The organism is Sulfuriferula thiophila (genome assembly GCF_003864975.1).
Taxonomy (GTDB): Bacteria; Pseudomonadota; Gammaproteobacteria; order Burkholderiales; family Sulfuriferulaceae; genus Sulfuriferula; species Sulfuriferula thiophila.
This window is the reverse complement of sequence record NZ_BHGL01000007.1, coordinates 31,717-56,657: the sequence shown is the minus strand read 5'-3', so window position 1 is coordinate 56,657 and position 24,941 is coordinate 31,717. Positions and strand designations below refer to the sequence as shown.

General features: G+C 52.5%; 26 protein-coding genes. 20 read left to right on the top strand and 6 right to left on the bottom strand.

The window, feature by feature from the left end; genetic code table 11:
* Positions 1-10: 10 nt before the first annotated feature.
* From EJE49_RS05055 to EJE49_RS05040, 4 genes are read right to left on the bottom strand one after another with little or no spacing between them, the layout of a single operon-like run.
* Entirely contained in the window at positions 11-439 is a 429-nt protein-coding gene (locus tag EJE49_RS05055) for a DUF1841 family protein (RefSeq protein WP_124949331.1), read from the bottom strand.
* Positions 432-1,520 (bottom strand): FIST C-terminal domain-containing protein, encoded by a 1,089-nt coding sequence (locus EJE49_RS05050; RefSeq protein ID WP_124949330.1) that lies wholly within the window; start codon positions 1,518-1,520, stop codon positions 432-434. Before EJE49_RS05050 ends, EJE49_RS05055 begins: the two co-directional genes overlap by 8 nt.
* A 5-nt stretch (positions 1,521-1,525) precedes the next feature.
* On the bottom strand, positions 1,526-2,158 hold the full coding sequence (gene nth / locus EJE49_RS05045) for an endonuclease III (RefSeq protein WP_124949329.1): 633 nt from the start codon (positions 2,156-2,158) through the stop codon (positions 1,526-1,528).
* A gap of 1 nt (position 2,159) precedes the next feature.
* Positions 2,160-2,576: a hypothetical protein gene (locus tag EJE49_RS05040; RefSeq protein ID WP_124949328.1), complete on the bottom strand. Its 417-nt coding sequence runs from the start codon at positions 2,574-2,576 to the stop codon at positions 2,160-2,162.
* Between the two features lie 81 nt (positions 2,577-2,657).
* On the opposite strand from EJE49_RS05040, the gene msrA reads away from it, so the two are divergent.
* From msrA to EJE49_RS04940, 20 genes are all read left to right on the top strand, one after another.
* Positions 2,658-3,209: a peptide-methionine (S)-S-oxide reductase MsrA gene (gene msrA / locus EJE49_RS05035; protein ID WP_124949327.1), complete on the top strand. Its 552-nt coding sequence runs from the start codon at positions 2,658-2,660 to the stop codon at positions 3,207-3,209.
* Positions 3,202-4,356 carry an MFS transporter gene (locus EJE49_RS05030; RefSeq protein ID WP_124949326.1) on the top strand — a complete coding sequence of 385 codons (1,155 nt, stop codon included), beginning with the start codon at positions 3,202-3,204 and terminating at the stop codon, positions 4,354-4,356. The genes msrA and EJE49_RS05030 overlap by 8 nt, the downstream gene beginning before the upstream one ends.
* Positions 4,357-4,418: 62 nt before the next feature.
* Positions 4,419-5,822 carry a 3-isopropylmalate dehydratase large subunit gene (leuC, locus tag EJE49_RS05025; RefSeq protein WP_124949325.1) on the top strand — a complete coding sequence of 468 codons (1,404 nt, stop codon included), beginning with the start codon at positions 4,419-4,421 and terminating at the stop codon, positions 5,820-5,822.
* Between the two features lie 67 nt (positions 5,823-5,889).
* Positions 5,890-6,528 carry a 3-isopropylmalate dehydratase small subunit gene (gene leuD / locus EJE49_RS05020; protein WP_124949324.1) on the top strand — a complete coding sequence of 213 codons (639 nt, stop codon included), beginning with the start codon at positions 5,890-5,892 and terminating at the stop codon, positions 6,526-6,528.
* A gap of 17 nt (positions 6,529-6,545) precedes the next feature.
* Entirely contained in the window at positions 6,546-7,610 is a 1,065-nt protein-coding gene (leuB, locus tag EJE49_RS05015; RefSeq protein WP_124949323.1) for a 3-isopropylmalate dehydrogenase, read from the top strand.
* Positions 7,611-7,625: 15 nt separating this feature from the next.
* Positions 7,626-8,741: an aspartate-semialdehyde dehydrogenase gene (asd, locus tag EJE49_RS05010; RefSeq protein WP_124949322.1), complete on the top strand. Its 1,116-nt coding sequence runs from the start codon at positions 7,626-7,628 to the stop codon at positions 8,739-8,741.
* The gene (locus EJE49_RS05005) at positions 8,738-9,757 is read left to right on the top strand and encodes an aspartate-semialdehyde dehydrogenase (protein ID WP_124949321.1); all 1,020 of its coding nucleotides are present in this window, start codon (positions 8,738-8,740) and stop codon (positions 9,755-9,757) included. The genes asd and EJE49_RS05005 overlap by 4 nt, the downstream gene beginning before the upstream one ends.
* 57 nt (positions 9,758-9,814) lie before the next feature.
* Complete coding sequence (locus EJE49_RS05000) at positions 9,815-12,595, top strand: motility hub landmark protein FimV (RefSeq protein WP_189941716.1); 2,781 nt, start codon at positions 9,815-9,817, stop codon at positions 12,593-12,595.
* On the top strand, positions 12,595-13,248 hold the full coding sequence (locus EJE49_RS04995) for a CbiQ family ECF transporter T component (RefSeq protein ID WP_124949319.1): 654 nt from the start codon (positions 12,595-12,597) through the stop codon (positions 13,246-13,248). The genes EJE49_RS05000 and EJE49_RS04995 overlap by 1 nt, the downstream gene beginning before the upstream one ends.
* Positions 13,245-14,045 carry a tRNA pseudouridine(38-40) synthase TruA gene (truA, locus tag EJE49_RS04990; protein ID WP_124949318.1) on the top strand — a complete coding sequence of 267 codons (801 nt, stop codon included), beginning with the start codon at positions 13,245-13,247 and terminating at the stop codon, positions 14,043-14,045. Before EJE49_RS04995 ends, truA begins: the two co-directional genes overlap by 4 nt.
* Positions 14,046-14,669 (top strand): phosphoribosylanthranilate isomerase, encoded by a 624-nt coding sequence (locus EJE49_RS04985; RefSeq protein WP_124949317.1) that lies wholly within the window; start codon positions 14,046-14,048, stop codon positions 14,667-14,669.
* Entirely contained in the window at positions 14,656-15,855 is a 1,200-nt protein-coding gene (trpB, locus tag EJE49_RS04980) for a tryptophan synthase subunit beta (protein WP_124949316.1), read from the top strand. The genes EJE49_RS04985 and trpB overlap by 14 nt, the downstream gene beginning before the upstream one ends.
* 31 nt (positions 15,856-15,886) lie before the next feature.
* Positions 15,887-16,684 (top strand): tryptophan synthase subunit alpha, encoded by a 798-nt coding sequence (trpA, locus tag EJE49_RS04975; RefSeq protein WP_124949315.1) that lies wholly within the window; start codon positions 15,887-15,889, stop codon positions 16,682-16,684.
* A gap of 42 nt (positions 16,685-16,726) precedes the next feature.
* Positions 16,727-17,596 (top strand): acetyl-CoA carboxylase, carboxyltransferase subunit beta, encoded by an 870-nt coding sequence (gene accD, locus EJE49_RS04970; RefSeq protein WP_124949314.1) that lies wholly within the window; start codon positions 16,727-16,729, stop codon positions 17,594-17,596.
* Complete coding sequence (gene folC, locus EJE49_RS04965) at positions 17,596-18,843, top strand: bifunctional tetrahydrofolate synthase/dihydrofolate synthase (protein WP_124949313.1); 1,248 nt, start codon at positions 17,596-17,598, stop codon at positions 18,841-18,843. The genes accD and folC overlap by 1 nt, the downstream gene beginning before the upstream one ends.
* A 15-nt stretch (positions 18,844-18,858) precedes the next feature.
* Positions 18,859-19,698 (top strand): SPOR domain-containing protein, encoded by an 840-nt coding sequence (locus EJE49_RS04960; RefSeq protein WP_124949312.1) that lies wholly within the window; start codon positions 18,859-18,861, stop codon positions 19,696-19,698.
* A gap of 9 nt (positions 19,699-19,707) precedes the next feature.
* The gene (locus tag EJE49_RS04955; RefSeq protein ID WP_124949311.1) at positions 19,708-20,196 is read left to right on the top strand and encodes a CvpA family protein; all 489 of its coding nucleotides are present in this window, start codon (positions 19,708-19,710) and stop codon (positions 20,194-20,196) included.
* Between the two features lie 9 nt (positions 20,197-20,205).
* Entirely contained in the window at positions 20,206-21,726 is a 1,521-nt protein-coding gene (gene purF, locus EJE49_RS04950) for an amidophosphoribosyltransferase (protein ID WP_124949310.1), read from the top strand.
* A 143-nt stretch (positions 21,727-21,869) separates the two neighbouring features.
* Entirely contained in the window at positions 21,870-23,048 is a 1,179-nt protein-coding gene (locus EJE49_RS04945) for an O-succinylhomoserine sulfhydrylase (RefSeq protein WP_124949309.1), read from the top strand.
* Positions 23,038-23,715 (top strand): hypothetical protein, encoded by a 678-nt coding sequence (locus EJE49_RS04940; RefSeq protein ID WP_124949308.1) that lies wholly within the window; start codon positions 23,038-23,040, stop codon positions 23,713-23,715. The genes EJE49_RS04945 and EJE49_RS04940 overlap by 11 nt, the downstream gene beginning before the upstream one ends.
* Here EJE49_RS04940 and EJE49_RS04935 read toward each other — a convergent pair.
* Both EJE49_RS04935 and EJE49_RS04930 read right to left on the bottom strand, forming a co-directional pair.
* Positions 23,691-24,434 carry a UDP-2,3-diacylglucosamine diphosphatase gene (locus EJE49_RS04935; RefSeq protein ID WP_124949307.1) on the bottom strand — a complete coding sequence of 248 codons (744 nt, stop codon included), beginning with the start codon at positions 24,432-24,434 and terminating at the stop codon, positions 23,691-23,693. The genes EJE49_RS04940 and EJE49_RS04935 overlap by 25 nt on opposite strands.
* The gene (locus tag EJE49_RS04930) at positions 24,435-24,926 is read right to left on the bottom strand and encodes a peptidylprolyl isomerase (RefSeq protein ID WP_124949306.1); all 492 of its coding nucleotides are present in this window, start codon (positions 24,924-24,926) and stop codon (positions 24,435-24,437) included.
* Positions 24,927-24,941 lie beyond the last annotated feature (15 nt).

Here is a 24,941-nt window from a genome sequence, read left to right as displayed (position 1 = left end):
GGTAACTGGGTTACAGCAGTTTTCGTTCCAGGCAACTAAAATAAATGACCGGGTCAAAGGCAGTTTGCTGCCTTTGCGCCTGCCAGATCATTTCTGCCAAACAATCCATCACTTCGTGTTGTGCAATCATGGCATCCTGATGCTTAACCAGTAATGCCTGATAATGCTTACGGATGCCGGCTGGCTGGTCTATGGAAAGCTGTTCCTGGATCGCCAGGTGCATAGACAGGTGCAGGAATGGATTGGTTTCGCCTAACTCAGGTGGGTATTCCTGCGATTCAAATCGTTCCGGCTGATTGAATATTGCATGATATTCAGGATGGCTGAGCATGATGTCAATGGCAATCAGCTCCGCACCAACAAGTGGAAGTTTTTCTTGATGCTTACGCCATGTTTCAAAATAGAACTGGCGAGCATCCTGTCGGCTGGGATTAAACATCGTGATGAAACAGTCCAAATACGGTTGAATATTCCAATAACTGATTGGCATTATTTAGCCAGCCAATTTCGCCGTTACCATAAAAACCAATGACCGGCATATCTGGATAGAGCCGGGTGATTACTTGCAAATCTTTATCCTCACCACCATAGAAACTGGGGCCTCGTCCTGAAGAGCTGGTGACAATGGCGAAATCAGGTCGATGTCCAAGAATCTGTTCAGTTCGATCCAGTGCAACGCGCATACTGCGTTCAGCCGCGAGTGGCTGGCGCATTGCCCAGAACATCTGGCTGCCTTCTGCAAGGCGTGCTGCCAGGGTTACGGAGCGATCATCCGGATTAGTGGCGATCACAGGTATCAGTCTGTAACGGCCTTCGGCTAACGCGGCTTCTGGTTCACCGATTACCTCGGCGGCCATAATCAGATGTAACGGAATGTGATCTAGCTCGCGTACCTCCAGAGGCAGTTCGCGTGCCAGCAAATTCAATGCGGATTGTCTTCCCAGGGTGATGACATCGAAGCCGTTGCTGGTTGTGACTGTGGTAGGTGCAGTTAGCGCGCGAATGCCATGCGACACACCGATAACGCTGGTAGCACCCTGGATGTAAAGTTCGCATCGACCGGCCGGATTTACTTTGCCATTGTTCCAGACTTTATAAAGCCCATGTCCGGTTGCGTCACCGGCCACTCCACCGAAGCGTTGGCCCGGTGCGTTAATCCAGCCGCGGTTGATCGCATTGGGAGCCGTAAGCGCGAGTACCAGATCATCCGTTTCCGGTGAATGGGCGGTAGATAAGCTGAGAGTGCCGCCGAAGACCATCGCGGCAGCAGCTGGTGCATCAAGTACCCAGTCATCTTCGGTGAAGATGCCTGCAGCACTGCACCCTGCGATTTGCATGCACTGACTTTGCCGGGATGCTGCAAGCAATGCAGGCTGCGGGTCGCGGGCGAATGCGTCACTCAGGAACAGCAACACGCTGTTGGCATGAGTGATTGAAGCACGCGACATGGCTTGCGCGACAGCCTGTGCGGCGATCGCAGGATCAGCTGTAGTACCTGTGGCGAAACCGGTAGCTATCATTGTATTCAGGCTGTTTTCTCAGGGTATTTGCACAAATCGGCAATGATGCACTGCGCACATTCCGGTTTGCGGGCTTTGCATACGTAGCGCCCATGCAAGATTAACCAGTGATGGGCATGGAGTAAATAGTCTTTCGGTATCGCTTTCATTAATTTATGCTCGACTGCCAGTACGGTTTTGCCTGGTGCAAGGCCAATGCGGTTGCTGACACGGAAAATATGGGTGTCTACCGCCATGACCGGCTCACCAAATGCGGTATTGAGTATTACATTTGCAGTTTTTCGACCAACGCCTGGTAAGGCTTCCAGTGCGGTGCGGTCCTGTGGGACGATGCTGTTGTGTTGTTCGATTAATATGCGGCAAGTGGCAATCAAATGACGGGCCTTGCTCTTGTACAGGCCTATGCGCTGTATGTATCCGGCTAAACGTTCTTCACCGAGTGCCAGAATTTGTGCAGGTGTATTGGCATCACGAAACAATACGCGAGTGGCTAGGTTGACGCTCTTGTCTGTTGCTTGCGCAGAAAGCAGAACTGCAACCAGTAATTCAAATGTACTGTTGTATTCGAGTTCAGTTACAGGATGGGGATTGATCGCCGCGAAACGAGAAAATATTTCGCGGCGTTGTGTGGCATTCAAATTAGAAATGACGGAACCAGCCGATTTCAGGCGATGCCGGACGTGGGTTTTGCTTGGCTTCTTCCTGCAGATGATGGAGGAATTTGTGATGTTCTTCGTCCAGATGGTGCATGTCATCATCTGACATTTTGCCGAACAGCGTGCCGGTAATAAAACCACCCAGGTCGATCAGTGCAGTTGCCCACAAACCTTGGCGCAGATGGAAGTCGGTATGGGAATGTTGGCCGTACGGAAATTCCACAAATTCGTAACCTTTAACAGCTTTCAGGTCAGGGTCGTTCATGACAAAGTTCTTTGCCCAGTCGTACCACCATTTGTAATATTTTTCCTGCATGCCAACGTTCAAGTTGTAACGGTCGTAAAAACCGAATACGCTAACACGATTAGTGTTACCGCTGAAAGGGAAGTGTCCTGACATGCCTAACATCCTTTTATGATAGTAAAACCGTCATTTTAACCTGTTTTTTTAAGTTTGGTATATGTCAGTGAGGTGCTTATCATGACGCAATTAAATCAATATGTTGCAACCGCCACATTGGGCGGCGGCTGCTTCTGGTGCCTTGAAGCTGTATATGAACAGATGCAGGGTGTGCAAAGTGTAGTATCCGGCTATATGGGCGGTACATGGCCTGATCCGACTTATGCGGATGTTTGTACTGGGCAAAGCGGTTATGCCGAAGTTGTGCGTATAAGCTACGATACGCGCAGTGTTGATTTTGCAAGCCTGTTGCGGGTTTTTTTTACAATTCATGATCCTGCAACGTTAAACCGGCAAGGTAACGATCATGGCACCCAGTATCGTTCAGTTATTTTTTATCATGATGCAGATCAAAAAAACATTGCGGAACAGGTTATTGCAGAGGTGCAGTCGCAAATAACCAAGCCGATAGTGACGGAGGTGGCGCCCGCAGTCGAGTTTTATCCCGCTGAGGCAGAGCATCAGCATTATTTTGCCCGTCATCCAGCGCAATCGTATTGCCAGTTTGTTGTTGCGCCCAAAGTAGCGAAGTTCGAGCAGTATTTTCCGCAATGGGTGCAGCCGAGTGCGTAGATTGCCGTACTGGCGTTTGTCAGGGTTTTATTTTTTCTATTTTGCTTTCGTAGGTGCGATGTCCCCGTACTGGGGCTTATATTTAAAATCATTGACGTTCAATGCCTGGCAAATAGGCGTACTGATGTCGCTATTGCAGGTGATGCGGATTTTTGCACCGAACATCTGGGCCTGGATTGCTGATCATACCGGACGTCGTTCGTCGATTGTGCAAGTGGCGGCGCTGGGTAGTTTGCTCTGTTTTCTGGGAGTGTTCTGGGGCAATGGCTTTGTCTGGCTGTTTGTGGTCATGGCGAGTATGAGTTTTTTCTGGAGCGCATCGCTGCCGCTGGTTGAGGCGACGACCTTGTCGCACCTGGGTGAGCGTACACATTATTATGGGCGCATCAGATTGTGGGGCTCGGTAGGGTTCATTGTCACCGTGCTTGGGCTGGGTTACTGGCTCAGTTTTCGACCGGTCAGCGATTTGCCGTGGGCAGTGCTGCTATCCATGGCAGGCATAGCTTTGCTGGCTCGGTGGATACCCGATGCCAAAATCACCACGCCGGTGCAGGCGCATATTGCAATCTGGCATGTGGTGCGGCGACCAGAGGTAATGAGCTTGCTGGTAGCCTGCTTCCTGATGGCGGTAGCGCATGGGCCATACTATGCATTCTATTCGATTTATCTGGTAGAGCACGGGTATAGCAAGAGTATGGTGGGCTGGTTGTGGGCACTGGGTGTCATTTGTGAAATCGCGGTGTTTTTATGGTTGCCGCGCTGGCTGCCAAACATATCGATGGTCAAAGTGCTGCTGGCAACTTTTGCCATCGCTGTAGTCCGATTCTTAATGATAGCCTGGGGTATCGATTCGCTAGGATGGGTAATTCTTGCGCAGGTGTTGCATGCGGCGACATTCGGTGCGCATCATCTGGCCGCGGTGGCATTGATCCATCGTTACTTTCATGGGCGCAACCAGGCACGTGGTCAAGGTATCTATAATGGCATGACCTTTGGCGCAGGTGGTACGCTGGGCGGTTTATATGCTGGTGCGATTTGGGATGGCCTGGGTGCTAGTTGGGTATTCACAATTGCAGCAGGGTGTGCGCTGTTGGCATTGCTGCTGGTGACATGGCAGCGGCAGCAGATGGAGGCTACGACGGCTTGATTTATCAATTCGTCCTAGTCTGTGTATAATTTCCGGTTCGATTATCAAGATTGGTCAGATTCATGAGTGGGCAAACGCTATACGATAAACTTTGGCAGTCGCACTTGGTGCATACCGAGGCGGATGGTTCTGCATTGCTGTACATCGACCGGCATCTGGTGCATGAAGTAACCAGTCCGCAAGCCTTCGAGGGGCTGCGTTTGGCCGGGCGCAAGCCGTGGCGCGCAGGTGCGGCTGTGGCCGTGCCTGATCATAACGTACCTACTACGCATCGGGCGCAGGGTATTGTTGATCCTATATCACGCTTGCAAGTGGAAACGCTGGATCAGAACTGTGCCGAATTCGGTATTGTGGAATTCAAAATGAATGATGTGCGGCAAGGCATCGTGCATGTGATAGGGCCGGAGCAAGGACTCACTTTGCCGGGTATGACCGTGGTGTGCGGCGATTCGCATACCAGCACGCATGGTGCATTTGGTGCCTTGGCATTCGGTATCGGTACTTCCGAAGTCGAGCATGTGTTGGCGACCCAGTGTCTGGTGACCAAAAAATCCAAAGCCATGCGCGTGCTGGTCGAAGGCGAGCTGGGCGTAGGTGTGACGGCAAAAGACGTGGCGCTGGCCATCATTGGTGCTATTGGTACCGCAGGCGGCAATGGCTACGCGATAGAATTTGCCGGTTCGGCCATACGCGGCTTGTCCATGGAAGGTCGTATGACCTTGTGCAATATGGCGATCGAGGCCGGTGCACGCGCCGGTATGGTGGCTGTTGATGAAAAAACCATAGCCTATGTGCAAGGCCGTCCGGCCGCACCTACCGGTGCGATGTGGGATCAGGCTGTGGCCTGGTGGCGCATGCTGGTGTCTGATGATGATGCCGTATTCGATCGGGAAGTCGTTTTGAATGCAGCGGATATCGCACCACAGGTGACTTGGGGTACTTCACCGGAAATGGTGGTGGCAGTAACGGGGAATGTGCCGGATCCGGTCAACGCGCCCGATGCAGTTAAACATAGTGACTGGGAGCGAGCGCTCGCTTACATGGGATTGAATGCCAATACGCCAATTGCCCAGATTGCTATCGATAAGGTATTTATTGGTTCCTGTACCAATTCACGGATAGAAGATTTGCGTGCAGCTGCAGTGGTGATCAAAGGTCGCAAAAAAGCGGCCAATGTGAAATTGGTGATGGTAGTGCCGGGTTCGGGCCTGGTTAAACAGCAAGCCGAACAGGAAGGTCTGGATCAGATATTTATAGCGGCCGGATTTGAATGGCGTGATCCGGGCTGCTCCATGTGCCTGGCGATGAATGCCGATCGGCTGGAGCCGGGTGAGCGTTGTGCTTCGACCTCCAATCGCAATTTCGAAGGACGCCAAGGGCAGGGTGGACGTACCCATCTGGTGAGTCCGGCGATGGCTGCTGCTGCTGCATTGGCAGGGCATTTTGTGGATGTGCGGGAATTTTGAAAGGAACTGACATGCGTACATTGATGCTGTCAGCCCCTGTGTTGGCAATACGGAAAAAGGCAAACTGATGCGAGCGTTTACTCTTTTAGATGGGTTGGTCGTGCCGCTGGATAGGGCGAACGTCGATACTGATGCGATCATCCCCAAACAGTTTTTGAAGTCCATCAAACGCAGCGGGTTTGGGCCCAATCTGTTTGATGAATGGCGTTATCTGGATCACGGCGAGCCGGGTCAGGATTGTACGCATCGTCCGGTCAATCCTGATTTCGTGCTGAATCAGCCGCGTTACCAAAGCGCGCAAGTGCTGCTGGCGCGGGAGAATTTCGGCTGCGGTTCGAGTCGTGAACATGCGCCATGGGCGCTGGAAGATTATGGCGTGCGTGCGATTATTGCACCAAGTTTTGCCGATATTTTTTATAACAACTGTTTCAAGAACGGGTTGTTGCCTATCGTGCTGGATGCGACTGTAGTTGATCAGTTGTTCAAGGAGACGGTGGCGACCGAAGGTTATCGCCTGCATGTCGATCTGCCGCAACAAACGGTGACTACGCCGACTGGTGCGGTATATACCTTTGAGGTGGATGCACATCGCAAGTACTGTTTGCTGAACGGGTTGGATGATATTGGCTTAACGTTGCAGCATGTTGATAAGATTCGCGCTTATGAAGCGCAGCGTCGGCAGTCCGCTCCCTGGTTGTTTACCTGATTATTGAAAGAATTAAGATGAAAATAGCTGTTTTACCTGGTGACGGGATAGGCCCGGAAGTGACTGAACAGGCAGTAAAAGTATTAAAAGCCCTCAACAGTGATGGCATGAAAATCGAAATGGAATATGGCACCATCGGTGGCGCGGGCTATGATGCCGCCGGTGACCCATTGCCGGAAGCTACGCTGACTTTGGCGCGGGCCGCGGATGCGGTTTTGCTGGGTGCTGTCGGCGGTTATCAATATGACAGTTTGCCGCGGCCGATGCGCCCCGAGCAAGGTTTGCTGCGTATTCGCAAGGAGCTGAATCTGTTCGCCAATTTGCGTCCGGCCACGTTGTATCCCGAACTGGCAGATGCTTCGACGCTCAAGCCGGAAGTGGTATCAGGGCTGGATCTGATGATCGTGCGTGAATTGACAGGTGATCTGTATTTCGGTCAGCCGCGCGGCATCCATGTGAATGCGAACGGTGAGCGCGAAGGTTATAACACCATGCGCTATGCAGAATCCGAAGTGCGCCGCGTTGCGCATATCGGTTTCCAGATCGCCATGAAGCGTGGCAAGAAATTATGTTCAGTGGAAAAAGCTAACGTGCTGGAAACCAGCGAGTTATGGCGTGAAGTGGTGATTGAAACCGCCAAGCAATATCCGGAAGTAGCGTTGTCGCACATGTACGTGGATAACGCGGCGATGCAGCTGGTGCGCAACCCCAAGCAGTTTGACGTGATACTGACCGGCAATATTTTCGGCGATATCCTGTCGGATGAAGCGTCCATGCTCACCGGCTCTATCGGTATGCTGGGTTCGGCGTCGATGGATGAAAACCGTAAAGGCATGTATGAGCCTATCCATGGTTCCGCGCCGGATATCGCTGGCCAGGATATTGCTAATCCATTAGCGACCATATTGTCGGCTGCCATGATGATGCGTTATACCTTCGGTCTGGATGATGTGGCTGACCGCATTGAAAATGCAGTGAAAAAGGTAATTACCCAGGGTTTGCGTACTGCGGATATTTATACGGCTGGCACCACCAAGGTCGGGTGTGCTGCAATGGGTGATGCTGTCGTTGCAGCACTTTAAGAGAAGGTAAGTAAGATGATGCGAGTAGGTCTGGTTGGTTGGCGTGGCATGGTGGGTTCAGTGCTGATGCAGCGTATGCGTGAAGAGCGTGATTTTGATGTGATTGAGCCGGTGTTTTTCACCACCTCGCAAGTCGGCGGCAAAGGCCCCGATATCGGTCGCGATATTCCTGCTCTGAAAGATGCGCGCAATATCGATGAACTCAAGGCGATGGATGCCATCATTTCTACCCAGGGCGGGGATTACACGACTGAAGTTTTCGGTCAGTTGCGCGCCGCGGGATGGAAAGGTTACTGGATAGATGCAGCGTCAACATTGCGCATGGAGCAGGATAGCGTGATCATCCTTGATCCGGTGAATCAGCACGTGATCAAGGATGCGCTGGTTAAGGGCGGCAAGGATTTCATCGGCGGTAACTGTACCGTGTCGCTGATGCTGATGGCTCTAGGCGGCTTATTCCGCGAGAACATGGTGGACTGGATCAGTGCCATGACTTATCAGGCTGCATCGGGTGCCGGTGCACAGAACATGCGTGAACTGCTCAACCAGATGGGCGAGGCGCACAAAGTAGCTCAAAATTTACTGAATGACCCTGCATCCGCAATTCTGGATATCGATCGTGAAGTGGCGGGTGTGTTGCGCGATGAAGCGTTCCCAACTGCTAATTTCGGCGTACCGCTGGCTGGCAGCCTGATTCCCTGGATCGATAAGGACCTGGGTAACGGCCAAAGCAAGGAAGAATGGAAAGCGCGGGCAGAAACCAACAAGATATTAGGTCTGAATGATGGTCAGGTTAATATTGACGGTCTGTGCGTGCGTATCGGTGCGATGCGTTGTCATAGTCAGGCTTTGACGGTGAAGTTGAAGCAGGATGTGCCTATGGATGAAATAGAAGCCATCATCGCGGCACACAATGACTGGGTTAAAGTAGTGCCCAATCAGCGTGAAGTCAGCATGGCCGATCTGACGCCTGCTGCGGTAACCGGCACGCTGACTGTGCCGGTAGGACGTATGCGCAAGTTGTATATGGGTGGTGAATATCTTTCCGCATTTACGGTGGGTGACCAATTATTGTGGGGTGCGGCTGAGCCGTTACGCCGCATGCTACGCATCCTGGTGGAGGAGCAATGACCAAGGTGGTGAATGTCGCCGTACTGGGGGCGACCACCTTGACGGGTGAGGCTGTTCTGGCTCAACTGGCTGAACGCGATTTTCCACTCGGCACGTTGTACTTGCTGTCACCGAGTTTGTCGGTAGGCGACGAAGTGCAGTTCAAATATAAAGATATGACTGTGCTCGATGCAGCAAGCTTTGATTTCAATCAAGTACAGTTAGTTATCTGTGCCGCCGGCGCGGAAGCGGCTGCTCACTTCGCGCCAATAGCTGTCTCTGCCGGCTGTATCGTGATTGATACCAGCCCGCAGTTCCGCCAGGATACCGATGTGCCGCTTGTGGTTGCGGGTGTGAACAGTGAGTGTATTGCTGATTACAAAGCGCGCAGGATTATTGCTTGTCCGAATGCGGCAACGACCCATTTGCTGCTAAGTTTGAAGCCGATTGTCGATGTGGCAGGTCTGACCAGCGTGAGTATCGCCACTTACCAGGCAGTTTCCGGTTCCGGCAAGGCCGCTGTGGATGAATTGGCGGATCAGTCGCGCGCAATTTTTAATCTTACCGAAACTGAAAATATCGTATATTCTAAACGTATTTCCTTTAACATTTTGCCGCAAGTTGGTGATTTGATGGATAATGGTTATAGTGTTGAAGAAATGAAGATGGTGGAGGAGACGCGTAAAGTGCTGGCTATGCCAAGTTTAGCTGTTAATCCGACAGCAGTAAGGGTGCCAGTATTTTACGGTCATGGTCAGGCGGTACAAATAACAACGCAGCGGAAAATTACCGCTGCTGCTGCAATTGCATCATGGCAAGCTATGGACGGGATAGTCGTAGTGAATTCGCCGGATGAAGGTGGGTATCCAACACCAATAGATACTGCCGGAAATGATGAAGTGCTGATCGGCCGTGTACGCGAGGCGATTGGTGATGATCTTGGTTTGAATTATTGGCTGGTGGCAGATAATATTCATGCGGGCACGGCATTAAATAGTGTGCGAATTGCGGAGAAGTGGGTAGCCGAATTTATTTAGATTGTTCATAACTACATGAAATGCCTATCAGGCAATCGAATTAGAGGGGTCGGTACAATGCATAAAAAGAAAATTGTGAGTTGTTTGTCAGCCGCCATGTTGTTGTTGGCACAAACACCCGCATACAGTGCAGGTTTAGGTAAGCTCTCCATTAACTCGGCGCTGGGGCAGCCGCTTAATGCAGAAATTGAAGTCATTGCTGCCGATCCTACTGAATTAAATAGCTTGCAGGCCCGGATGGCCAGTACCGAAGCATTTCGCAGTGCCAATATAGAAATGAGCAATGCATTATCGGGTGTCAAGTTTGTCGTTGATAAAAAACCCGATGGACGCACGGTTTTAAAAATCACTTCAAATAAACCCATCAACGATCCTTTCGTTGATATGCTGATTGAATTGAATTGGGGTAGTGGTCAGATGGTGCGTGAATATACGCTACTGCTCGATCCTCCCGGAATGACGAACAATCAGAGCAATCGCAATCTGACAGTTACACCTGTGATCACGCCAGCCACCCCGGTAAAAACCAGACCTGTAGCAGCTGCAGAAACCGGGCAGGTTGAAAAGCAGCCTGTACACGAAAACAGAGTAAGTTCTGTTAAACCGGCCGCAAAAAAACAGATCGAATCCAAAGTGCCGCAAAAAACGGAGAGTGACTCCACTGCTGGAAGCAAGTCTGGTGCGGAAACGATAGGTCCCGTTAAGCGCGGGGCCACGCTCATGGCAATTGCTAAAGAAACCAAGCCAGAGGGTGTGAAACTGGAGCAAATGCTGGTCGGTTTGTATCGTCAGAATACCCAGGCATTTAGCGGCAATATGAATCGCCTGAAAACAGGCCAGATTCTCAAAGTACCGACTAAAGAAGAAGTTTCTGCAATCAGCCAGGCAGAAGCGGTGCGAGAAATTAAATTACAGTCTGCCGATTGGCATAATTACCGGCAAAAACTTGCCGGTGAAGTTGCTGCGGCACCTAAAACAGAAGAGAAACCAGCTCAAACCAGCGGCAAAATCACGCCTAAGGTAGAAGATAAAGCTGCCCCAGCCAAATCTGGGCAGGATGTATTGAAATTGTCCAAAGGTGAGGCGCCTGCGGCTGATAAAAATGCAGTCGGTGCGGCGAAACCAGCCAAACCAACGGCTGCAGAGCTGAAGCAGGCCGCACAGGATGAAGCATTGGCAAAGCAAAAGGCGCTCAAGGAAGCGAATGATCGTGCTGCTGCTTTGGAGAAAAATATCAAGGATATGCAACGTCTGGTTGAATTGAAAAATCAGTCGATGGCGGATTTGCAGAAAAATGCAGAGACCCCCGCAGCCACTGAAGCCAAGCCGGAAGTGCCGGTAGCGAAACCAGCAACCGAAGTTAAGGAACCAGTTGCACCCGTTAAAGCCGAACCGAAAAAAGCGTTGCCAAGTCCTGTAGCGCCTGTCGCTGAAACGGGTAGCTGGTACGAGGATATTAACCCATTGTACGCAGGTGGTGCGGCTGTAGGCGCATTGTTGATTGCATTGCTGGGCTTCATGGCCAAGAGCCGGCGTCGTCGTGAAGGTCTGTCCAAGTTTGAGAACAGCATCATGACCAATGTGGAAGCCAAGCCAAACACAGTGTATGGCACGCAGGGTGGCGCGTCGGTTAATACCAACAATACATCATTCCTGACTGATTTCAGTCAGTCCGGGCTGGGTAATCTTGATACGCATGATGTGGATCCGATCGCCGAAGCCGAAGTGTATATGGCATACGGACGTGATGCTCAAGCCGAAGAAATATTAAAAGAGGCAATGGCAAAAGATCCAGGCCGCCATGAAATCAAACTGAAATTATTGGAAATTTACGCAACGCGTAAAAACTTGCCTGAGTTTGAATCGGTCGCTACGGAATTGTATTCTGCGCTGGGTGGCGAGAACACGCCAGTATGGGAAAAAGCGGCTGAATTGGGACACAAGCTGGATCCAAATAATCCGCTATATGGCGGCCAAACCGTTAAGGCTGGTGAGTCACCAAGTGCAGGTGCGGTAGCCGCAGCTGCAGTTGGTGGTGCGGCGGCAATGGTTGCTATGGATGAGTTTGTATCCGCTGAACCTGAGGATGAGCCAGTAGTGGCTCAGGATGTATTCTCATCGAATGATGACCAGGGGCTGGATTTTTCTACCGCGCTGGATTTTGATACTGAACCGCTTGCACAGCCGGTCGTTTCGCAGGCAGAAGAGATTGGGTCAGATGCGCCCGTGCATGAGTTGCTGGACATGGATGTTATGGCGGATGAGCTCCCAGCACTGGCTGATAATGAACATGAGGCGCCGAAAGCTGACAGCGTAACGGCAGAGCCTGAACCGGAAGCCGATAGTTTCTCCGGACTGGATTTCGACCTTGATTTCGAACCGCTGACCACAGAAGCTGAAACTGTTGTGGAGCCAGTTGCCGAGCCAGTGGCTGCGCATGATGATGAACTAAAGTTGGAACAGGAAACATCTGCGCATGATGACATGCTGAGTTTTGATTTCGATCTGGATGCGCATGATGCTGTGCAGCATGAGGCCCCTGCTGTCGTTGAAGAGCCTCAAGCGGTTGTCGCAGCAGAGTCGGTAACTCAGCCAGATGATGGTCTTACACTTGATTTTTCCGGTATTAATCTGGACTTTGATGAACCTGCGGATACGGATGTTGCGACAGAATTGAGTGATGTTGAGCAGGAAGTTAAAACCAAGCTGGATTTAGCGCAGGTTTATCAGGAAATGGGCGATCATGAAAATGCACGAGAAATTCTGCAGGAAGTGATTAAAGAGGGGAATGCGCAGCAACAAGCGAGTGCCCAGGAACTGCTAAATCAATTGGGTTGATGTCAAACAGCATAACGAATATACAGCGCCATATCTGTCATCCAGCCACAGCAGTTATGCTGTGGCTGTTTTTTATGGTGTGGGTAATGCTGGTAGGTGAGCCTGTGTTGCTGGGATTGACTGTGCTGGTTTTACTGTCATTTACTCAGCCTGTGCGTCAGCAGTTCTTCCGTTACGTACGCCGCAGCCGTATATTGTTGCTGGTGCTGCTGCTGGTGCATGCCTACAGCCTGCCCGGCGTGCCATTGTGGCCTGTGCTGCAAGGGTATGGTCCAAGTGAGTCCGGTGTGTATAGCGGCTTGCTGCAAAGCTGGCGACTGCTGCTGATTTTGGCCATGCTTGCGCTATTGTTGACGCGGCTCTCGCGTGTGGCCTTGCTGGCTGGAATCTATACATTATTGGCACCGCTACACCATGTCGGCTTGCCGTCTGAGCGTATCGCGATGCGTATCTGGCTTACCCTGCGTTATGCGGAGTCGCTATTGCAGGAAACGCAGCAAGTATCGTTTAAACAACGGCTGCGACAATTGTCCACCCCACCGCTTGTGACTCACGAAATGATGCAGCCATTATTACTGCCGGTATATCGCTCGGGCTGGTTGGACTATGTGTTTATCATGAGCGTGACAATGCTGGGGATATGGGTAAGATGAAACGTATAGCGCTAGGCATCGAATACAATGGCAGTCAGTTTTGTGGCTGGCAGCATCAGCCGCAGGGTTGCGGCGTGCAGGATGCGCTGGAGCGGGCCTTGGCACAAATAGCCGGACATGCGGTGCCTGTGGTGGCGGCGGGGCGTACTGATACCGGGGTGCATGCGACTGCCCAGGTTGTGCATTTCGATATTGACGTCGAGCGTCCGTTAACGGCATGGGTCAGAGGTGTGAATACATTTTTACCGGATGGTGTTGCGGTACTTTGGGCACAGTTGGTTAATCAGGATTTTCATGCGCGTTTCAGTGCCACCGCGCGCAGTTATCGATATGTGTTGTTGAATCATCCGGTACGCCCGGCCTTGGATTCCGGGCAAGTAGGCTGGTATCACGCGCCGCTGGATGTTGATTTGATGCAGCAGGCCGGACACATGTTGCTGGGCGAGCATGATTTCAGTGCGTTTCGTGCGGCTGAATGTCAGGCACACTCACCGGTACGGGTATTGCAGCAGATGAATGTGATTAAACAGGGTAACCGGATTATATTCGAGCTGACTGCCAATGCTTTTCTGCATCATATGGTACGCAATATTGTGGGTGCGCTGGTGTATGTCGGCCAGGGCAAGTATCCGCCAGACTGGGTGGGTGAGCTGTTGCATCAGCGTGACCGCACGCTGTCGGCGCCGACATTTTCAGCCGCCGGATTGCATTTATGTCATGTTGAATATGATGCGGTCTGGGGATTGCCGGGGGCGCGGGATGCCAGCCAGGCTTTAGCAATGAGCGGGGATAGTTGAATGCGGACACGAATTAAAATCTGTGGTTTCACCCAGGTTGATACAGCGCTTCATGCGGCGCATGCGGGGGCTGATGCGATTGGTCTGGTGTTCTATCCGCCCAGTCCGCGCCATGTAGAACTGGTGCAGGCACGCAGGATAGCACAGGCATTGCCAGCGTTTGTCAGCAGTGTTGCGCTGTTTGTGGATGCGGATGTCGCCATGGTTCAGGCTGTCATTGAGGCAGTGCGTCCAACATTGCTGCAATTTCATGGCGACGAATCGCCTGCCTATTGTCAGCAATTTCAGTTGCCATATATTAAGGCGGTACGCGTTAGACCGGGGCTGGATTTGGTACAATACGCATCTCGGTTTAATGATGCTCAGGGTATTCTGCTTGATGCGTATGTCGCGGGTGAAGCCGGAGGAACCGGCCACCGGTTTGATTGGGATTTGATCCCGGTCAATTTGCCGTTGCCGCTGATATTATCAGGCGGACTGGATGCGCAAAATGTTGCTGCTGCTATACAGCAAACTCAGCCTTGGGCGGTGGATGTGTCTAGTGGTGTGGAAATCAGTAAAGGTATCAAAGACGTGACGAAAGTCGCGCAATTTATTCAAGAGGTAAGTAATGCGTATCGGTGAACTCCCAGATGAGCACGGCCATTTCGGTCCGTATGGCGGTATTTTTGTCGCGGAAACTTTGATTGCCGCGTTGGATGAATTGCGCCAGGAATATGAGCTGGCACGCAAAGATGCTGCTTTCATGGCGGAGTTTCGTCATGAGCTTAAGCACTATGTCGGCCGGCCCAGCCCGATTTACCACGCCAAGCGCTGGTCGGAACATCTGGGTGGTGCGCAGATTTATCTCAAACGTGAAGATCTGAATCACACTGGCGCGCACAAAATCAACAACACCATCGGCCAGGCGTTGCTGGCACGGCGCATGGGCAAGAAGCGCGTGATCGCCGAGACCGGCGCCGGACAGCATGGTGTCGCCTCAGCTACCGTGGCTGCACGTTACGGTATGGAGTGCGTGGTGTACATGGGCGCAGAAGATGTCGCGCGGCAGTCACCTAACGTTTACCGCATGAAGTTGCTGGGCGCGACGGTGGTGCCCGTCTCTTCCGGTTCCAAAACACTGAAAGATGCGCTGAACGAAGCTATGCGCGACTGGGTTACCAACGTCGAATCCACGTTTTATATTCTGGGTACCGCAGCCGGTCCGCATCCGTACCCTATGCTGGTGCGTGACTTCCAGTCCGTGATCGGTGAAGAGTGCCTGACCCAAATGCCGGATATGATAGGTCGTCAGCCGGATGCGGTAATTGCCTGTGTGGGCGGCGGTTCCAACGCGATCGGCATTTTCTATCCCTATATTGGCCATAAAGACGTACGCTTGATCGGCGTTGAGGCCGGTGGTGATGGTGTCGCCACAGGTCGTCACGCAGCGCCGCTTTCAGCCGGAACGCCAGGCGTGCTGCATGGTTTCCGTAGCTATCTGATGCAGGATGAAAATGGCCAGATCATCGAAACCCATTCCATCTCTGCCGGTCTGGATTATCCCGGTGTGGGCCCTGAACATGCGTGGCTGAAAGACAGTGGTCGTGCGGAGTATGTCGCCATTAATGACGATGAAGCGATGCGTGGCTTTCATGACCTGTGCCGTTTTGAAGGTATTATCCCGGCTCTGGAATCCAGTCATGCGCTGGCGCATGCTGCCAAAATCGCACCAGGCATGAGCAAAGACCAGATATTGCTGGTAAATTTGTCCGGCCGTGGTGATAAGGATATCAATACCGTGGCGAAGATGTCCGGCTTAACGCTGTAAGCAGCGTGGAAAATTTTTGTAGAGAGTAAATATGAGCCGTATCAAACAGACTTTTGCCGAACTTAAGGCGCAGCACAAAGCTGCGCTGATTCCGTTCATCACCGCAGGTGATCCCGATCCGCAATTGACGGTGCAGATACTGCATGGTCTGGCTGCTGCAGGGGCGGACATTATTGAGCTGGGTGTGCCATTCTCCGATCCGATGGCGGATGGCCCAACCATACAGCGCGCCTCTGAGCGAGCGCTGAAACATCATGTCGGCTTGAAAGATGTGCTGGCGATGGTCGCCGAATTCCGTACCACCAATACCACCACCCCTATCGTGCTGATGGGCTATGCCAATCCGATTGAGCACATGGGCTATGAAGTCTTTGCCAAGGCTGCTGCGGCTGCCGGGGTGGATGGGATGCTGACGGTGGACATTCCGCCGGAAGAGAGCGTAGCGGAAATATTCCGGGCGGCAGGTGTCGATACAATCTTCCTGTTGTCGCCAACGACACCGGATGCGCGGATTAATCTGGTAGCCAGCAAAGCCAGCGGTTTTGTCTATTACGTCTCACTGAAAGGCGTGACCGGTTCTGCCAATCTTGATCTGGCGGAAGTGGCTGGGCATATCCCGGTGATACGTGAACGCTGCGGCTTGCCGGTCGGGGTAGGATTCGGTATCCGTGATGCCAAGACTGCAGCTGCCATTGCCAAGTTTGCCGATGCAGTCGTGATCGGCAGTCGCATAGTAGAAGAAATTGAAAACTCGCCACGCGAACAAGTCGTGGCAAACCTGACAACGTTTGTTGCCGGTGTACGCGCAGCGATGGATGCGGCTGGTTAATCCAGGCATCAGGTAAGCGTTTTTACGAATAAAGGAATAGTCATGAGCTGGTTTCAGAAAATATTGCGTCCGAAAATCAACCGTCGTCTGGCGGAAGATCCAAAAAAAGTTATGCCGGAAGGTTTGTGGAGCAAGTGTCCGTCATGCGAGACAGTGCTGTACCGTGCCGATCTTGAGCGCAATCTGGAGGTGTGTCCGAACTGTGCCCATCATCATCGAATAGGCGCACGGGCACGGCTGGAGATGTTGCTGGATGCCGATGGCCGTTTTGAAATCGGTAATGAAGTGATGCCGGTCGATACACTCAAATTCAAGGACAGCAAGAAGTACAGCGATCGTTTGCTTGAAGCGCAGCGCGCAACCGGTGAAAAAGATGCGCTCATCGTCATGAAGGGTAAAATCAGCGATGTACCACTGGTCGTCGCCGCATTCGAATTCAAATTCATGGGTGGCTCGATGGGTGCGGTAGTGGGTGAGCGTTTTGTGCGTGGCATCGAAGTCTGTCTGCAGGACAAGATTCCGTTCGTGTGTTATGCCGCGAGTGGTGGTGCGCGCATGCAGGAAGGTCTGTTTTCACTGATGCAGATGGCGAAAACCAGTGCAGCGCTGACCAAATTGGCTGAAGCCAAGCTGCCCTTTATTTCAGTGCTGACTGACCCTACCATGGGCGGTGTATCGGCCAGCTTCGCCATGCTGGGCGATGTGATTGTAGCGGAGCCACGGGCATTGATCGGTTTTGCCGGACCGCGCGTGATTGAGCAGACTGTCCGTGAAACCTTGCCGGAAGGATTTCAGCGGGCTGAGTTTTTGCAGGAACATGGCGCGATAGATCTGATCATAGACCGCCGTGAAATGCGCGATCGTCTGGCCGGTTTGCTGGCAAAGATGCAGCGCCTTCCTGTGGCGGCTTAATGAGTTTAGCCGAATGGCTGCAGTATCTGGAAGGTTTGCATCCCCAGGTCATTGATCTGGGGCTGGAGCGGGTGGCGCAAGTGCGCGCCGTATTGCTCCCGAATATACACACACCCGTCATTCTGGTGGGTGGCACCAACGGTAAAGGCTCAACTTGCGCCTATCTGGAAGCGATGTTGAGCGCCGCGGGTTACCGCACCGGTTTGTACACCTCACCGCATCTATTGCGCTATAACGAACGCGTGCGTATCGCACAAATCGAAGTCGAAGATGTTGCTTTGTGCGCTGCGTTTGCGGCGATAGAAGCCGCGCGCGGCGAGATCTCGTTAAGTTATTTCGAATTCGGTACGCTGGCTGCAATGTGGCTATTTGAGCAGGCCGCTGTTGATATCGCTATTCTGGAGGTTGGGCTGGGTGGCCGACTGGATGCGGTTAATGTGTTTGATGCCAGTTGTGCCGTGATTACCAGCATCGATATTGATCATACTGAATACCTGGGAACTACCCGCGAGCAGATCGGGCGAGAGAAAGCCGGTATTTTCCGTGCCGGGCATCCGGCAATCTGCGGTGATATTGCCCCCCCGAAAGTATTGCAGGAGGTGTCGCAGCGTCTTGGTGCCTTGTGGCGCGCTATTGGTGAAGATTACCGGTATCAGAGCCATGCAACGAGTTGGGACTATCATGGCGCGGTGACCTACCTGAATTTGCCGTTGCCAGTGATGCGCGGTGATTACCAGTTAAGCAATGCAGCGACCGCCATTGCCGCGCTGGAAAATCTGGCACCGGGTTTCGTGGTGCCGGAAATTGCGATTCGTCAGGGTCTGCAGCACGCACAAGTGCCAGGACGGTTTCAGATGCTGCCGGGTTTGCCCCAGCGTATTCTGGATGTTGCGCACAATCCGCATGGCGCTCAGGCATTGGCGAGCAATCTGGCGAAGGCGCCGGTGGCAGGTAAAACATTCGCCGTGTTCGCTATGCTGGCAGATAAGGATATAGCCGGCGTGGTTGCGGCCATGCGCGATGTGGTTGATGTCTGGCTGGTGGCAGGTTTGGATATGCCGCGAGGCGCGTCGGCTGCGGTATTGCGTCAAGTGTTGACCGAGGCAGGTGTGGCTCAGCTAAAAATATTGGATAGTGTACCCGCAGCATGGACTTTAGCCTGTGAACAAGCTCAGGAAAATGATAGAATCTGCGTCTTTGGTTCCTTCTATACTGTCGCCGCCATATTGCAATTGATATCCGGCTAATTAGGAAACACATGTATGGCCATTCAAGCCACGTCTGAAGAGCAATTGAGATTAAAAAAACGTGCCCGGCAGCGCTTGCTGGGTGCTGCGACTTTGCTGATCAGCGCCGCAATCGTTTTGCCTATGGTGCTGGATCAGACCCCACGCCCTGTCAATCCGGATATCGCGATCGAAATGCCGGGTGCGGGTGTGACTGCTCCCCCCGTATCTGTTGTCGCCCCGCCACTCGCAGTCCCTGCACCGACCCCTGCCCCTCAAACAAGTGATGTAACGGCTGAAAAGTCGCTCGATCCGATCAAAACTGCGATTACTCAACCTGCTGCAGAAGTTGCGCATAACGATGTCGCCGAGCAGAAACAAAGTGCAGAGGCAAAGCTTACTCAGCAAAAAGAGGCTGAACACAAAGCCAATGAGGCGAAAGCAGCGGCTGCTGAAAAAGCGAAGCAGACAGAACAAGCTAAATTAGCGCATGACAAAGAAGTGGCGCATCAGGCTGCGCTAGCAGCAGAAAAGTCCCAGCAAGCTGCTAAAGCCAAGCAGTCTGCACCCGCCAAATCAGATGTAGCAGCAACTAAAACGGAACTGTCTCCAGCGCCAGCAACCGATAAACATGCACACGAAGCGGACAATGGCCATTATGTTGTGCAATTAGGTGCATTCAGCAGTGCTGAGAATGTACGGCAATTGCGTGAGCGTCTGAATGCAGTTGGGGTAAGTACTTACACCGAAACGTTGCCAAGTGGTGCAACACGGGTACGTGCAGGTCCATTTGCCGAACGCGGTCAGGCGGATAAAACGCTGGCTAAAATCAGCGCTGCCGGCATACAGGCACAAATTGTACCGCTGCATAAGTAAGGTGAAATTGTGACTACTTTCGATTTAGTGGTTTTAGGGATTGTCGTCTTATCAATGATGCTGGGTGCAATGCGTGGCGGTGTAAAAGAGATATTGTCACTGGCTGCCTGGATTGTTGCTTTTTTGCTGGCGAAATCCTTTGCTGATGTGGCGGCTGTGTGGATGCCGGCCATGATCAGTAGCCCGGCATTACGTTATCTGGGTGGCTTCATTTTAGTGTTTGTGATCGTCATGGCTGTGGCCATGTTGTTGAGTCTGTTGCTGGCGGAATCACTCAAAGCAGCTGGTTTGGGTGCACTAGACCGGTTGCTTGGAATATTGTTTGGTGCGGTACGGGGTGCAGCCATTGTATTGATGCTGGTTTTGCTGGCCGGGTTAACCGCGCTGCCAAAAACCGAATTATGGCAACATTCACTACTCGCACCCTCTTTGGTCAAGTTGGCAGTTATGGCTAAGCCATGGCTGCCTGATAGTTTGGTTCAACACATACATTTTTAGGATCTTCCTATGTGCGGCATAATCGGCATTGTTTCTCATACTCCCGTTAACCAGTTGCTCTATGATGGCTTGCTGGTGTTGCAGCATCGTGGTCAGGATGCTGCGGGGATAGTTACCGCTGAGGGTAATGTGTTTCATATGCACAAGGCTAACGGCCTGGTGCGTGATGTGTTCCGCACGCGCGATATGCGTAACCTGCTGGGTAATTCCGGTATTGGCCATGTGCGCTATCCTACTGCGGGTAACGCAGCCTCCACCGCTGAAGCGCAGCCTTTCTATGTCAATTCGCCGTATGGCATTGTGTTGGCGCATAACGGCAACCTGACCAATACCGATCAGCTCAAGGAAGATTTGTTCCGTCTGGATTTGCGTCATGTGAATACCAGTTCGGATTCCGAAGTGCTGTTGAACGTACTGGCGCATGAACTGGTGGAAGCAAATAGCACCCATAGCCTGAATGTGGAGCGTGTATTCAAGGCAGTGGCTGGCGTACATCGTCGTTGTCGCGGTGCTTATGCAGTCGTAGCGATGATTGCCGGCCATGGTTTGCTGGCATTCCGTGACCCCTACGGCATACGTCCGTTGATCATCGGCAGTCGCCAGACCGAGATGGGTATGGAATACATGCTGGCATCCGAGAGTGTAGCGATCGACGCACTGGATTACAAAGTGATGCGTGATGTGTTGCCGGGTGAAGCCATTTATATTGATGCGGCAGGTCAGTTGCATAGCCAGCAGTGTGCAGAAAATCCGCAATATTTCCCGTGCATTTTTGAATATGTGTATCTGGCGCGTCCGGATTCAGTGATAGACGGCGTATCGGTCTATGAAACCCGTTTGCGCATGGGCGAGCAGCTGGCAGAAAAAATACGCCAGCAATGGGCGCATCTGCGCATTGATGTGGTGATACCGATACCGGATACCAGTCGCCCGAGTGCATTGCAGCTGGCGAATGCGCTGGGTTTGTCTTATCGTGAAGGCTTCATCAAGAACCGCTATATCGGTCGTACTTTCATCATGCCTGGCCAGGCCATGCGCAAGAAATCGGTACGTCAGAAGCTCAATGCCATCGGCATAGAATTTAAAGACAAAAACGTATTGCTGGTAGATGACTCCATCGTTCGCGGCACGACCAGCCGTGAAATCGTGCAAATGGCACGGGATGCGGGCGCCAGCCAGGTATTTTTTGCTTCGGCTGCGCCACCAGTACGCTTCCCTAACGTATATGGCATAGATATGCCTACACGCCAGGAATTGCTGGCCACTGGTCGCACCGATGAAGAGATCGCTCGCGAGATCGGCGCAGATGCCCTGGTTTACCAGGATATCGATGCCTTGATCGAAGCAGTGCGGGAGATCAATCCCGCGTTGCAGCACTTCGATACTTCCTGCTTTAACGGCAAGTATGTGACGGGTGACATCACCTCGGAATACCTGGACTTGATTGAGTCCATGCGTTGCGGCAGCAACAAGGACAGCAAGAGTACCGATACCTTGCAGCTGGATCTGAATCTGGCGCGTGGGACTTAATGCTTGGTTGACGAATAACCAGCAACGAGTTTAGTATTATCAAACGCGCCGATTTCCAACTTGCGGGCGCATTATAAATTCAGCTAAAAACCCTAACCCGTTTTAGCTATCCAGCAAAACGGGTTTTTTATTAGGAGTCGCACATGGATAATGAAGATTACGACATAGAAACCCTGGCAGTCCGTGCCGGGATCAGCCGCAGCCAGTTTGGTGAACATAGTGAAGCGCTGTTTTTGACCTCCAGCTTCATATTCAAGAACGCAGCTGAAGCCGAAGCCCGCTTTCGTGGTGAACAGCCCGGCAATATCTACGCGCGCTTTACCAATCCGACCGTTACCATGTTCGAGCAGCGGCTGGCAGCGCTGGAAGGCGCCGAGCGCTGTGTGGCGACAGCCTCCGGCATGTCAGCGATATTGGCGACGGTAATGGGTCTGCTGTCGGCGGGCGATCACATTATTGCCTCGCGCTCCATTTTTGGTTCTACCGTACAGCTGTTCAATAACATTATCGGGCGCTTCGGCGTGGAGACGACCTTCGTCTCGCCGACTGATATCAGCGAATGGCAGGCGGCACTGCGGCCTAATACCAAGCTGTTTTTCGTCGAATCACCGTCCAATCCGTTGACCGAAGTCAGCGATATTGGCGCGTTGGCGGCATTGGCCAAACAGCATGGGGTGACATTGGCGGTAGATAACTGCTTCTGCTCACCGGCGCTGCAACGGCCATTATCGTTAGGTGCAGACATCGTGATTCACTCCGCCACCAAATATCTGGATGGGCAAGGGCGCGTACTGGGTGGTGCGGTGCTGGGTAATCATAAACTGCTGGAAGGGGTGTATGGCTTTCTGCGAACCGCAGGCCCTACGCTGAGTGCGTTTAACGCGTGGATATTCCTCAAAGGACTGGAAACGCTGAAATTACGTATGGATGCACACTCGGCATCTGCCTTGGCGTTGGCGCAATGGCTGGAAGCGCATCCACAGGTCGAGCGCGTGTACTACCCAGGTTTGCCATCGCATTCACAGCATGAGCTGGCGATGCGTCAGCAGCGCACCGGCGGCGGCATTGTTGCCTTTGAAGTCAAGGGCGGCAAGGATGCGGCATGGCAGGTGGTGGACAGCACGCGGATGATATCCATTACCGCCAATCTGGGTGATGCCAAAACCACGATTACGCATCCGACCACGACTACGCATAGCCGCCTGACCCCGGAACAGCGGGCCAGTGCCGGTATTCGGGATGGTTTGTTGCGGGTAGCGGTAGGGCTGGAGTCCTTGCGTGATATCCAGAACGATCTGGCGCGGGGTCTGGATGCGTTATAAAGCCTGGAGTAGTCTGGGGCTGTGTGCTGCGCTATGGGCAATGCCGACATACGCTGCCACCCCAACCATGTCGGTGCTGAACTATCAGGATGCTGATCCCGGTAGTGCTGCCTACCCTACGCGCATACTGGTGACACCTGCGTATCTGCGCATGGATACCGGTGATGATAACGGCGATTTTGTGCTGCTTAATCGTTCCAATGGCGTATTGCTGAATGTCATCCGCAGCGAACAGCGCGCTTATCGTTATCAGGCCAAAGCGGCGCCACTGTCCAAACCGCAACCGTGGCAAGTGACGCAAACGGTCAAGCAACTTGCGGCGAGCACCCAGCAATTTACCTGGTCGGTTAACGGCAAGGTGTGCGGGCAAGTGACGGCGACGAATAGTTTATTGCCGGATACGGTAACAGCGTTGCAGCAATATTGGCAGGCTCTGGCGCCGAGCCAGACACTCACCTGGCTGCGCACCCCAGTTGAACTGCGTGATGAATGTGATCTGGCGCGCTATGTGCTGGAAATCCCGCGTCTGTTTCAGTTTGGATTGCCGATCGAAGATATCGCCAGTGACGGGCGTACCCGACGTTATGAATCCAGCCGGGAGGCACCGTTACAGGCAGAATTATTCACAGTGCCCAAGGCTTATCAGACCGTTAAGCTGACGAACTGACAACCGAGCGTATCGCAGCGCAGATAGCCGCCCTTGTCATACCAGTCCGGCAGGACCCAGCGCTGGCAATGGTGGTCATCAATATCGATAGGGTGTTGTGCAGGACGATGCGTATGGCCATGGATAAGGCGTGGGTAATCGTGCTGGCGTAATGCTTCGTGCACAGCAACGGTATTAACGTCCATGATCTCGGTTGCTTTTTCCTGCTTGGATGATTCGCTTTGCGCGCGCGCCTGTTGTGCAATACTAATACGTGCTGCAAGCGGTTGTGCCAGAAACTGGTTTTGCCATTGAGGGTCGCGCACTTGAGCGCGGAATGCCAGATAGCTGACATCATCCGTGCATAGCGTATCGCCGTGCATCAGTAAGGTCGGTGTGCCGTACAGATCAATCAGGCTCGGATCAGTGAGCAGTTGCGCATGGCAGGCATCGGCAAATTGCGTTGCAATCAGGAAATCGCGGTTGCCATGCATGAAATAAACAGCGACACCGCTATCGGCCAGTTGGCGCAATGCCAGACTGACCTGCTGGTTAAGCGGGACATCCAGCGTGTCATCGCCCAGCCAGTATTCAAACAGATCGCCTAAAATGTACAGCGCGTCAGCATGAATAGCGGTGTTCTGCAGAAAATCAAAAAACAGCCGACTGATTGCAGGTCGGCTGTCGCACAGGTGTAAATCGGAGATAAACAGACTGTGCGCTGTGTCAGTAACTGGCACTCACACTACCTCGGCACGCTCGATGATGACATCTTCGGCTGGTACATCGGAATGACCTGCCTTGTTGCCGGTTTTAACTTTCTTGATCTTGTCCACAACGTCCATGCCTTCAACCACTTTACCGAATACGCAGTAGCCGAAACCTTGCGAAGTAGGCGCGCTGAAATTCAGGAAGCTGTTGTTTTTGACGTTAATGAAAAACTGTGAAGACGCTGAATGTGGATCCGGTGTGCGTGCCATGGCGATAGTGTAGTTATCGTTGGTCAGGCCATTAGCCGCTTCGTTTTCGATTTGCGCGTTGGTAGGCTTCTGTTTCATGCCTGGCTCAAAACCGCCGCCCTGAATCATGAAACCGTCGATGACGCGATGGAACACGGTGTTTGCATAGAAACCGCTGTTAACGTATTCCAGGAAGTTGGCGACTGTTTTTGGTGCTTTTTCGGCGTCGAGTTCCAGAGTGATAACGCCGAAGTTGGTGTGTAATTTGACCATGATATTTAATTCCAA

Coding starts and splice junctions, on each gene's coding strand:
- EJE49_RS04995 (WP_124949319.1), top strand. CDS start 12,595: ATGTCAAACAGCATAACGAATATACAGCGCCATATCTGTCATCCAGCC.
- EJE49_RS05005 (WP_124949321.1), top strand. CDS start 8,738: ATGACCAAGGTGGTGAATGTCGCCGTACTGGGGGCGACCACCTTGACG.
- leuB (WP_124949323.1), top strand. CDS start 6,546: ATGAAAATAGCTGTTTTACCTGGTGACGGGATAGGCCCGGAAGTGACT.
- EJE49_RS04940 (WP_124949308.1), top strand. CDS start 23,038: ATGCGTTATAAAGCCTGGAGTAGTCTGGGGCTGTGTGCTGCGCTATGG.
- asd (WP_124949322.1), top strand. CDS start 7,626: ATGATGCGAGTAGGTCTGGTTGGTTGGCGTGGCATGGTGGGTTCAGTG.
- EJE49_RS04945 (WP_124949309.1), top strand. CDS start 21,870: ATGGATAATGAAGATTACGACATAGAAACCCTGGCAGTCCGTGCCGGG.
- trpB (WP_124949316.1), top strand. CDS start 14,656: ATGCGTATCGGTGAACTCCCAGATGAGCACGGCCATTTCGGTCCGTAT.
- purF (WP_124949310.1), top strand. CDS start 20,206: ATGTGCGGCATAATCGGCATTGTTTCTCATACTCCCGTTAACCAGTTG.
- EJE49_RS05040 (WP_124949328.1), bottom strand. CDS start 2,576: ATGTCAGGACACTTCCCTTTCAGCGGTAACACTAATCGTGTTAGCGTA.
- EJE49_RS04930 (WP_124949306.1), bottom strand. CDS start 24,926: ATGGTCAAATTACACACCAACTTCGGCGTTATCACTCTGGAACTCGAC.
- msrA (WP_124949327.1), top strand. CDS start 2,658: ATGACGCAATTAAATCAATATGTTGCAACCGCCACATTGGGCGGCGGC.
- truA (WP_124949318.1), top strand. CDS start 13,245: ATGAAACGTATAGCGCTAGGCATCGAATACAATGGCAGTCAGTTTTGT.
- EJE49_RS05050 (WP_124949330.1), bottom strand. CDS start 1,520: ATGATAGCTACCGGTTTCGCCACAGGTACTACAGCTGATCCTGCGATC.
- accD (WP_124949314.1), top strand. CDS start 16,727: ATGAGCTGGTTTCAGAAAATATTGCGTCCGAAAATCAACCGTCGTCTG.
- EJE49_RS05055 (WP_124949331.1), bottom strand. CDS start 439: ATGTTTAATCCCAGCCGACAGGATGCTCGCCAGTTCTATTTTGAAACA.
- EJE49_RS04960 (WP_124949312.1), top strand. CDS start 18,859: ATGGCCATTCAAGCCACGTCTGAAGAGCAATTGAGATTAAAAAAACGT.
- trpA (WP_124949315.1), top strand. CDS start 15,887: ATGAGCCGTATCAAACAGACTTTTGCCGAACTTAAGGCGCAGCACAAA.
- leuD (WP_124949324.1), top strand. CDS start 5,890: ATGCGAGCGTTTACTCTTTTAGATGGGTTGGTCGTGCCGCTGGATAGG.
- folC (WP_124949313.1), top strand. CDS start 17,596: ATGAGTTTAGCCGAATGGCTGCAGTATCTGGAAGGTTTGCATCCCCAG.
- EJE49_RS05000 (WP_189941716.1), top strand. CDS start 9,815: ATGCATAAAAAGAAAATTGTGAGTTGTTTGTCAGCCGCCATGTTGTTG.
- EJE49_RS04985 (WP_124949317.1), top strand. CDS start 14,046: ATGCGGACACGAATTAAAATCTGTGGTTTCACCCAGGTTGATACAGCG.
- leuC (WP_124949325.1), top strand. CDS start 4,419: ATGAGTGGGCAAACGCTATACGATAAACTTTGGCAGTCGCACTTGGTG.